Genomic DNA, 9,758 nt, shown 5'->3' with positions numbered 1-9,758 from the left:
GGATGAACCCGCTTCCCCACCGATGATGGCGTTCGAGCCAGGGGAACTGCGGCAACTGTTGGAAGACGAGCCTGCCTCCACTTGGGCACAAATCAATTCGACCCCACATGCGCGAGCGGACGGTGTTCATCAGCCAGCCCAGGCGCCGTGGCTCCCTGAACGCAGAAGATAACTTTGCGGAGGAGCGGTCACGCAACTGTCGGCGGCGCCGGGCCTCAGGGTGAATGGAAAGGATGGAGTGGCGGATGGTGTCGCGTGAAGGCGCAACACGCGTGCTGACCGACCTGATACGTAGGAAGTCGTTCATTGCTCCCAAATCGTATGTGAGGAACATTCCTGTCCCGGCTGCGCCGCGCGATGCTAGGTCGCGTTGTTCAGCGGGCCAAGCCGATGACACCTACGAAGCTACTGATCGGGCAGATCGCCGTTGTGTGCGCAATTGTCATTATCGGCGTATGGACGGCAACCCAATGGTGCGCTCAAATGCTGACCTACCAGACGCCTCTCGGCGCACCATGGTTTCTCTTCGCCGGCTGGCCAATCTACAAGCCGTGGAAGCTGTTTGAATGGTGGTTCCACTTCGATGCTTATGCGCCGGAGGTCTTCGACAAAGCCGGTACGCTTGCAGGCGCCAGCGGATTCCTGGGCTGTGCCGCCGCAATCGCTGGCTCGCTTTTGCGCGCGCGACAGCGCGGGTCGGTTACGACCTATGGGTCTTCACGGTGGGCCACGACTCATGAGGTCGAGACGGCAGGGTTGTTACGGCCGGCGGGCGTTTTCCTCGGTAGGCTGAACGATCGCTATCTGCGCCATGACGGCCCGGAGCACGTCATGGCATTTGCGCCGACGCGTTCGGGCAAGGGCGTGGGGCTGGTTGTTCCAACGCTACTTTCCTGGACCGGGTCTGCCATCATTCATGATATAAAAGGCGAAAATTGGCAGTTGACCTCCGGCTGGCGGTCGAAATTCTCGTACTGCCTTCTGTTCAATCCGACCGACCCGAGATCGGCACGCTACAACCCGCTGCTGGAGGTGCGCAAAGGCCCAGATGAGATCCGGGACGTTCAAAACATCGCCGACATCCTCGTCGATCCCGAGGGCGCGCTGGAGCGACGGAACCACTGGGAGAAGACCAGCCATTCACTCCTAGTTGGCGCCATTTTGCACGTGCTCTACGCTGAAGAGGACAAGACGCTGGCCCGCGTCGCCACCTTCCTGTCGGACCCGCAACGCTCGTTTGCCGCAACGCTACGGCGGATGATGACGACAAACCATCTCGGGACGGGGCATAACCCTCAGGTCCATCCCGTAGTGGCCTCGGCGGCTCGCGAACTCCTGAACAAGTCGGAAAACGAGCGCTCAGGCGTCCTCTCGACCGCCATGTCCTTTCTCGGGCTTTATCGTGATCCAACGGTCGCGGCGGCCACTTCGTCCTGCGACTGGCGCATCGCTGACCTAGTGGGTGGAGAGCGACCGCTGTCGCTCTATCTGGTCGTGCCGCCTTCGGATATCTCGCGCACCAAGCCTTTGGTGCGACTGATCTTGAACCAGATCGGCAGGCGGTTGACGGAGCGTCTGGAGGGGGACCCGAAGAAGAGCCGTAAGCATCAGCTGCTCATGATGCTGGACGAGTTTCCGGCGCTCGGTCGCCTCGACTTCTTCGAAACGGCGCTCGCCTTCATGGCAGGTTATGGCATTCGCTCCTATCTGATCGCACAATCTTTGAACCAGGTTTCAAAGGCCTATGGCGAGAACAATGCTATTCTCGACAATTGCCACGTGCGAATTGCCTTTTCCTCCAATGACGAACGCACGGCCAAGCGCATCTCGGATGCCCTCGGCACCGCAACCGAACTTAGGTCGATGCGCAACTATGCGGGCCATCGGCTTGCGCCCTGGCTTTCACATGTCATGGTGAGCCGCCAGGAAACCGCGCGCCCGCTCCTGACGCCAGGCGAGGTGATGCAATTGCCGCCGTCAGACGAATTGGTCCTGGTTTCTGGGTTGCCGCCGATCCGCGCCAAGAAGCTGCGCTATTATCAGGATCAGAATTTCACAGATCGGGTGCTGCCTGCGCCGGTGCTGCACGACGGGCCCTATGCGGACTGCCCTGCATCACGCCCGGACGGCTGGACTGGACAAGTGTGCAGCGTCGATAGCCGACTTGCTGCGGACGAGGAAAGCGCCGACGCGCCAGTTGAAGACGAGGGAGGCGTTCAGCAGCAACGCCATCCAAGCCTGCCCGAAGAAGACGTTGTTGTCTCTCAAGAGCCCGATCAGGCCGATCTGTACAAGCCCGCAGACGATGACAGCGAAGCGCTCGCGGACAAGCGTGTCATGGATCGGATTTCCACTGCGGCCCGCGCCTACGGTATCAACGAGGGCAGGGGCGACGATGTCATTCCCGGCTTCTGAAGTCCGCTGAGTTGCAGAGCGCACCTCAGCGTAGATAACGGCCATAAGCAATTTTGAGCGTCTGGCCGATGCTTCTCCCGTCGCCGGCGCAACGCCGGGCCGTCGGAACGAGCCGCATGAAGCCGCACCGCATTCGCCATCAGTTTCTGCTTGAGCCGGAGCTCAGCGAGAAACTGGACAACCTCAGTCGCGATCCGTCAACGACCAAATCAGCGATCGTGGCGAAGGCGATCGAGGCGTTCATCGAGCGGCGTGGCGAGAGCGAGTTCGATCGGCGCTACGGCGTAAGGCTTGACCGGCTCTCCCGCGATCTTGCCCACGTCAGGCGCGATTCCGAGGTGATCCTGGAGAGCCTGGCGCTCTTCATCCGCTTTTCGATCACCCTTCATGCCCACACGCCGGTCCCGGATCGGGCAACGCAGGCTATTGCCCAAGAGCGTTTCGAGAAATTCGTTGAGAAGGTCGGCCGCCAGATCGCTTCCGGCAAAAAGTCGCTTAGCAAAGACAATGGTGGGGGAGGGGAAGGATGAGCTCTCATCCCGAGGCCGACCACCGGCGGCGTGTCATGCTACGCACCGCCATGGGTCCGGCAATCACCGAAGCCCTGGCCGATCCGTCCGTCATCGAGGTGATGGTCAATCCCGACGGCGCGCTGCGACTCGACCGGTTAGGCGAAGGTCGGGTCGATACCGACGTTCACATGCACCCGTCCGAGGCAGAACGTATCATCCGCCTGGTTGCTTCGCACGTGCGCGCCGAGGCGCACGCCGACAACCCGATCGTCAGTGCCGAATTGCCGTCTGGCGAACGCTTCGAAGGCCTGCTGCCACCTGTGGTGTTGGCGCCATGTTTTGCCATCCGCAAGCCCGCCGCGAAAGTCTACACCCTGGCCGACTATGTTGCCGAACGCATCATGCTGCCGCTGCAGGCCGATGCGCTGAAAAAGGCCGTCCGCGAGCGGCGCAACATGCTGATCGCCGGCGGCACTTCCTCGGGGAAGACAACACTCGCCAACACTCTGCTGGCTGAAGTCGCCGAATGCGACGATCGGGTGATCCTGATCGAGGACACACGCGAACTGCAGTGCGCGGCCAGGGACTGCGTTGCCCTGAGAACGAGGCGGGGCTCGGTCACCCTTGCCGATCTCGTGCGCTCGACGCTGAGGCTCAGGCCGGACCGCATCATCGTGGGCGAGGTGAGGGGCGCGGAAGCGCTCGACATGCTGAAGGCATGGAACACCGGGCACCCAGGCGGCATCGCTACCGTACACGCCAATTCCGCGCGCTCGGCTCTCTATCGCATTGAGCAACTCGCCCAGGAAGCGGTGGTCACCGTTCCCCGCCGGCTCATCGCTGAGGCGATAGATCTGATCGTCTTTATAGCGGGACGCGGCTCGTCGCGCCACATCGACGCAATCGCCGAGGTCACCGGTCTCGACGGCAGCGGCGATTACGCCGTTGCCCCGCTCACGCTTTCGCAACTCCAGCAGCTTTGAAAGGCCTTCCTCATGCGCAAGAAGCTTCGCTTTCTTTCGTCCACAGCGCTCGCGTTTCTTATCACGGCCCCCGTTTATGCGGCCGGCTCCGGCATGCCGTGGGAGCAGCCGCTGCAGCAGATCCTGGAGTCGGTGCAGGGACCGGTCGCCAAGATCGTTGCGGTGATCATCATTATCACCACCGGCCTGACGCTTGCCTTCGGCGACACCGCCGGTGGTTTTCGGCGCCTGATTCAGATCGTCTTCGGTCTGTCGATCGCCTTCGCGGCATCGAGCTTCTTCCTCTCCTTCTTCTCCTTCGGTGGTGGGGCGCTCGTCTGATGGCCGCCGGGGAGCAGCATATCGAGGGCTTCGCAGTACCGGTCCACCGGGCGCTGACCGAGCCGATCCTGCTCGGCGGGGCTCCGCGCGCGGTGGCGATCCTCAACGGTACAGTGGCCGCGGCCATTGGCTTCGGCTTGCAGCAATGGATTGCTGGTCTGGTGCTTTGGATCGCGGGCCACTCGTTAGCGGTCTTTGCCGCAAGACGCGATCCGGACTTCGCCAGCGTGCTTGTGCGCCACCTTCGTCTGAAGGGGTGGCTTGCATGCTGAACCTTTCGGAATATCGAAGCAAAGCCGACCGGCTTGCCGACCATCTACCCTGGGCTGCCTTGGTGGCGCCCGGCATCATGCTCAACAAGGACGGCAGCTTTCAGCGGACGTTGCGGTTCCGCGGCCCGGATCTCGAAAGTGCGACGGAGGCTGAACTCGTCGGCATTTGCGGCCGGGCGAACAATGCTCTCAGACGCCTTGGCTCTGGCTGGGCATTGTTCTTTGAGGCCGAGCGCATAGAAGCGCTGGGCTATCCGAACTCGCATTTTCCTGACGCCGCGTCGTGGCTGGTCGACGAAGAACGCCGCGCTGCTTTCGAGGGGAAGGTAGCGCACTACGAGAGCCGCTATCATGTGACCTTAGTGTTTATGCCACCGCCCGACGCCCAGGCGCGCGCGGAAAGCGCGCTCGTCGACTCTCATTATTCCCAAGGAGAAAGAGACTGGCGCCAGGATCTGGCGAGGTTCCGTGACGAGACCAACCGCGTGCTCGATCTCTTCTCGGGTTTCATGCCCGAAGTACGCGTCCTCGATGATGCTCAGACGTTGACCTATCTCCACGGCACGATTTCGCCTCGACGCCATCCTATCATCGTCCCGGAAACGCCGATATATCTGGATGCCATCCTGGTCGATGCGCCGCTTGCCGGTGGCCTGGAGCCGATGCTGGGTGAGCAGCATCTTCGCACACTGACCATCCTCGGCTTTCCGAACCTCACCCGGCCCGGGATTCTCGATGCCCTCAATCATCAGGATTTCGCCTATCGCTGGATGACGCGCTTCATTCCGCTCGAGAAAACGGAAGCCACGAAGACGCTGACGCGGTTGCGCCGGCAGTGGTTTGCCAAGCGCAAATCGATCGTGGCAATCCTACGCGAGGTCATTACCAACGAGCCGGTCCCGCTTGTCGACAGCGATGCCGACAACAAGGCGCTCGATGCCGACGAAGCCCTTCAGGCATTGGGCGGCGATCATGTGAGCTTCGGCTATCTCACCACGACCGTGACGGTGTGGGGCGAGGATCGCCAAGCCGCTGCAGAGAAGCTTCGCGCGGTCGAGCGCATCATCAATGGGATCGGTTTCACCACGATCCGAGAAGGCGTCAATGCGGTCGAGGCTTGGCTCGGCTCATTGCCTGGCCATGTCTACGCTAACGTTCGCCAACCGCTCGTTCATACTTTGAACCTTGCCCATCTCATGCCGCTGTCGTCGGTTTGGGCCGGTCCTGCGACAAACGAGTATCTCGCGAAAGTCACCCAAACCGAAGCGCCACCGCTTCTCGTTGCCGAGACCAGCGGGTCGACACCGTTTCGGCTTTCCACCCACGTCGAAGATGTCGGCCACATGCTGGCTGTTGGTCCGACCGGCGCCGGCAAGTCGGTTCTGCTTGCTCTGATTGCTCTGCAGTTCAGGCGCTATGCCGGCGCCCAGGTTTATGTCTTCGACAAAGGCAATTCGGCCCGTGCTGCAACACTTGCCATGGGTGGAGAACACCACGCGCTAGGAGCGGACAGTTCCCTTGCCTTTCAGCCACTGCGCAGCATCAACGACCAGGCTAGCCGAAGCTGGGCGGCCGAATGGATCGCCAGCCTTATTGCCTACGAGAACGTCACCGTCACGCCGGAGGTGAAGGAGGCTATCTGGTCAGCGCTGGCCAGCCTTGCCACCGCGCCGGCGCAGGAACGCACACTGACCGGCCTTTCGGTCCTGCTTCAATCCAATGCGCTGAAGTCCGCATTGATGCCCTACACGCTCGACGGTCCCTTCGGCCGCCTGCTCGATGCCGATCATGATGGGCTGGCCTTGTCGGATGTGCAGTGTTTCGAGACCGAGGAGCTGATGCACAGCCAAGGCGCTTTGCTGCCGGTGCTTACCTATCTGTTCCAGCGACTTGAGGAACGGTTCGACGGACGGCCCACGCTGATCATGCTCGACGAGGCGTGGGTCTATCTCGACAATCCGCTGTTCGCCGCCCGCATCCGCGAATGGCTGAAGGTGCTGCGAAAGAAGAACGTGTCGGTTGTCTTCGCTACGCAGTCGCTGGCTGATATCGCGGGCTCTGCCATAGCGCCGGCAATCATCGAAAGCTGCCCGCAGCGCATTTTCCTTCCCAATGATCGTGCCGTGGAACCCCAGGCGCGCACAGCCTACGAACGCTTCGGTTTAAGCGAGCGGCAGATCGAATTGATCGCCCGCGCCACGCCGAAGCGTCAGTATTATCTGCAATCGCGCCGCGGCAACCGTCTGTTCGAGCTCGGGCTTGGCCCCATCGCTCTTGCGCTTTGCGGTGCTTCCGATCCGGCCACGCAGACTCTGATCGACAGGATCCTGTCCGAAGACGGGCAAGGCAGCTTTGCCTCGCAGTTCCTGATCGCGCGCGGCCTCGATTGGGCCGGCGAACTTCTCAAGCAATTCCCTCAACCAGACAAGGAGCAATTAGCATGATGCGGCGACGCCTTCTCTCCGGCCTGATCACCGTTTCCCTGATCGCCAAGCCTATGGCCGACTATGTGCAGCCCGCCTACGCCCTTATCGTGTTCGATCCGTCCAATTATGCGCAGAACGTGCTGACGGCCGCGCGCGCCCTGGAGCAGATCAACAACCAGATCCAGTCGCTGCAGAATCAGGCGACCATGCTGCAGAACATGGCGCGCAATCTTCACCGTCTGGATTTCTCTTCCGTTGGCCAACTCACCGGTTCGCTCCATCGCATCGACGGCTTGATGGACCAGGCGAGTGGCCTCAGCTTTGATCTGGGCAAGCTTCAAGACCAGTGGCGCAGCCAATATCCGGAAAGCTACGACGCCACGATCAAGGTCAGCGATGTGGCGAGTGCTGCGCGCGAGCGTTGGCAAAGCGCCATGCAGGCGTTCCGCCAGACCATGGGGGTCCAGTCGCAAATCGTCGAGAACGTCCGCGCCGACGGCGATCTGCTCGCCGATCTCGTCAACCGCAGCCAAGGGGCGGCCGGTGCGCTTCAGGCAAGCCAGGCCACCAACCAGCTGATGGCGCTTTCGACAAAGCAGCAGATGCAGATCCAGACGCTGCTCGCAACGCAGTTTCGAGCTGAGGCCGAGGATGCCGCCCGCAAGGCCCAGTCAGAGGAAGCCGCCCGCGAGATGACGAAGCGATTCTTGGGTACCGGCTCGGCTTATCCCGGCAATTAATCACGAGTTCATCACGACGAGGAAGGCAGCGGCATGAACGACCTTGGCGTCATCGATCGCTTCATGGAGACCTTCATCCGCTACATCGACAGCGGGTTCGGTCTGCTCTCGGGCGACGTCGCCTTCCTCACTACCATTCTGATCGGCATTGACATCACACTTGCCGGCCTGGCGTGGGCGCTCGGCGAGGAGACCAGCGTTCTCGGCCGGCTTGTCCGCAAGGTGCTCTATGTTGGCGTCTTCGCCTTCATCCTGAACAATTTCAAGAACCTCGCCGATATCATTTATCGTTCTTTTGCCGGTCTCGGGATTAATGCGTCGGCCGGCAATCTGTCGGCAGACAATCTCCTGCGCCCGGGCCGCATTGCCGCGACCGGTTTCGAAGGTGCTTGGCCAATGCTTGACCAAGCCAGTCAGCTCCTGGGCTTCCCGGAAATCTTCGGCAACGCACTGACCATCTTCGTGCTGCTGATGGCCTGGTTCCTGGTCATCATCGCCTTCTTCATCCTTTCCATCCAGCTTTTCATCACCATCCTTGAGTTCAAGCTCACCACGCTGGCAGGTTTTGTTTTGGTTCCATTCGCACTTTGGAACCGTTCAGCGTTCCTGGCCGAACGCGTGCTCGGCCATGTTATCTCGTCAGGCATCAAGGTGATGGTGCTCGCCGTCATTGTCGGCATCGGCTCCACGCTCTTCGGGGAGTTCGCTTCCGCATTGCAAGGCAAGGAGCCGGATCTGGCCGCTGCCATGTCCCAGGTACTGGGCGCACTGGCACTGCTTGGCCTTGGCATTTTTGGGCCGGGGATCGCGTCGGGTCTTGTCTCAGGCGCACCGCAGCTTGGCGCGGGCGCCGCCCTCGGCACGACCGCGGCGGCAGCGGGTGTATCACTCGTTGCTGGAGGCACGGCATTTTCTGGCGCGCGTATGGCAACCAGCGGCGGTCTCGCCGCCATCCGCGCCGGCACAACAATGGGATCGGCTGCTTCCACGTCCTGGCAGATCGGGCGCGCAACCTCGCCCGACGTTGGCCTCTCCGGTGTGGCTGCTGGAATGCATGGTGTAACCAGTGCCGCTGGCGGCGCCGCTATACGCGTAGCGCGATCCGCCACTGCAAGTGTTGGGCGCAACGCCGATGCCGGGCGCGATGCCGCGTGGACCGCGACCGGCGGCACGCCGACCGCGTCAATGACCGAGCGCTCTGCCGGTTCGGCCACTGTTTCGGCGCCGACGTGGGCAAGGCGCCTACGTTCTGAACAGACCGCCCGTGCACATCGCCACGCTGCCATGCAAGCTGTCCGAGACGGAGACCGGCCGGGAGGCAGCGCCAACCCCTCTCTCAACGACAAGGATGACTAGATGCTCTTCAAGCGACCCGTGCACCGTTACGGCAAAACACCCGAACCGGTCACGCCGTATCAAAAAGCCGCCCAGCTGTGGGACGAGCGCATCGGCTCATCTCGACTGCAGGCCAGGAACTGGCGGCTCATGGCCCTTGGGTGCCTGGCCTTGGCGACCGGACTTTCCGGCGGACTCGTATGGCAGTCGATGCAAAGCCGTGTCGTGCCTTACGTCGTCGAGGTCGATGGCTTCGGCGAGACGCGCGCCGTCGCGCCGGCAATCCGGAATTATGAGCCCTCGGATGCTCAGATCGCCTGGCATCTCGGCCGCTTCATCCAGAATGTCCGTTCCGTTTCCACCGATCCGGTTTTGGTACGGCAGAACTGGTTCGCAGCTTACGACTTTGCTAGCGATCGCGCAGCGCTCTTCCTCAACGAATACGCCAAGGCGAACGACCCCTTCGGTCAGATCGGAACGCGCAGTGTCTCGGTACAGGTCACCAGCGTGGTCAGGGCCTCCGAAAGTTCATTCCAGGTCAAATGGACCGAGCAGGTGTTTGAGCGCGGAAGCCTTGCCAGCACGATGCGCTGGACTGCGATCCTCACGATCGTGATCCGCTCGCCAAGCAATACGGATCAGCTGCGCAAGAATCCGCTCGGCGTCTTCATCAACGCCATTGACTGGTCACGCGAGCTCGACAGCGCCGTCCCACCCCCCCTTTCTCCGACGGAGTCCACCAATGAAAGATAAA

10 protein-coding genes are annotated in these 9,758 nt (G+C 61.6%); 9 read left to right on the top strand and 1 reads right to left on the bottom strand.

What is annotated here, in order from left to right; genetic code table 11:
* Window positions 1–307: hypothetical protein (locus CIT31_RS34675; RefSeq protein ID WP_206073399.1), on the bottom strand; the 307-nt coding region annotated here is incomplete at its 3' end.
* A gap of 83 nt (window positions 308–390) precedes the next feature.
* Here CIT31_RS34675 and CIT31_RS22065 point away from each other — a divergent pair.
* The 9 genes from CIT31_RS22065 (at window position 391) to trbF (ending at window position 9,757) form a co-directional block, all read left to right on the top strand.
* Window positions 391–2,415 (top strand): conjugal transfer protein TraG, encoded by a 2,025-nt coding sequence (locus CIT31_RS22065; RefSeq protein WP_095520376.1) that lies wholly within the window; start codon window positions 391–393, stop codon window positions 2,413–2,415.
* A gap of 116 nt (window positions 2,416–2,531) precedes the next feature.
* Window positions 2,532–2,945: a CopG family transcriptional regulator gene (locus CIT31_RS22060; protein ID WP_095488561.1), complete on the top strand. Its 414-nt coding sequence runs from the start codon at window positions 2,532–2,534 to the stop codon at window positions 2,943–2,945.
* On the top strand, window positions 2,942–3,910 hold the full coding sequence (trbB, locus tag CIT31_RS22055) for a P-type conjugative transfer ATPase TrbB (protein ID WP_095520373.1): 969 nt from the start codon (window positions 2,942–2,944) through the stop codon (window positions 3,908–3,910). The genes CIT31_RS22060 and trbB overlap by 4 nt, the downstream gene beginning before the upstream one ends.
* A 12-nt stretch (window positions 3,911–3,922) precedes the next feature.
* Window positions 3,923–4,231 (top strand): TrbC/VirB2 family type IV secretion system protein, encoded by a 309-nt coding sequence (locus CIT31_RS22050; RefSeq protein WP_024502851.1) that lies wholly within the window; start codon window positions 3,923–3,925, stop codon window positions 4,229–4,231.
* Window positions 4,231–4,503, top strand: coding sequence for a VirB3 family type IV secretion system protein (locus CIT31_RS22045; protein WP_024502852.1), 273 nt, complete (start codon window positions 4,231–4,233; stop codon window positions 4,501–4,503). The genes CIT31_RS22050 and CIT31_RS22045 overlap by 1 nt, the downstream gene beginning before the upstream one ends.
* Entirely contained in the window at window positions 4,497–6,947 is a 2,451-nt protein-coding gene (gene trbE, locus CIT31_RS22040; protein WP_095520372.1) for a conjugal transfer protein TrbE, read from the top strand. Before CIT31_RS22045 ends, trbE begins: the two co-directional genes overlap by 7 nt.
* Complete coding sequence (gene trbJ / locus CIT31_RS22035) at window positions 6,944–7,669, top strand: P-type conjugative transfer protein TrbJ (RefSeq protein ID WP_095520371.1); 726 nt, start codon at window positions 6,944–6,946, stop codon at window positions 7,667–7,669. Before trbE ends, trbJ begins: the two co-directional genes overlap by 4 nt.
* 33 nt (window positions 7,670–7,702) lie before the next feature.
* Entirely contained in the window at window positions 7,703–9,025 is a 1,323-nt protein-coding gene (gene trbL, locus CIT31_RS22030; RefSeq protein ID WP_091595791.1) for a P-type conjugative transfer protein TrbL, read from the top strand.
* Window positions 9,026–9,757, top strand: coding sequence for a conjugal transfer protein TrbF (gene trbF, locus CIT31_RS22025; protein WP_095520370.1), 732 nt, complete (start codon window positions 9,026–9,028; stop codon window positions 9,755–9,757).
* Window position 9,758 lies beyond the last annotated feature (1 nt).

Source organism: Mesorhizobium wenxiniae (assembly GCF_002284535.1).
Taxonomy (GTDB): Bacteria; Pseudomonadota; Alphaproteobacteria; order Rhizobiales; family Rhizobiaceae; genus Mesorhizobium; species Mesorhizobium wenxiniae.
This window is presented reverse-complemented; position numbering and strand designations above follow the sequence as displayed.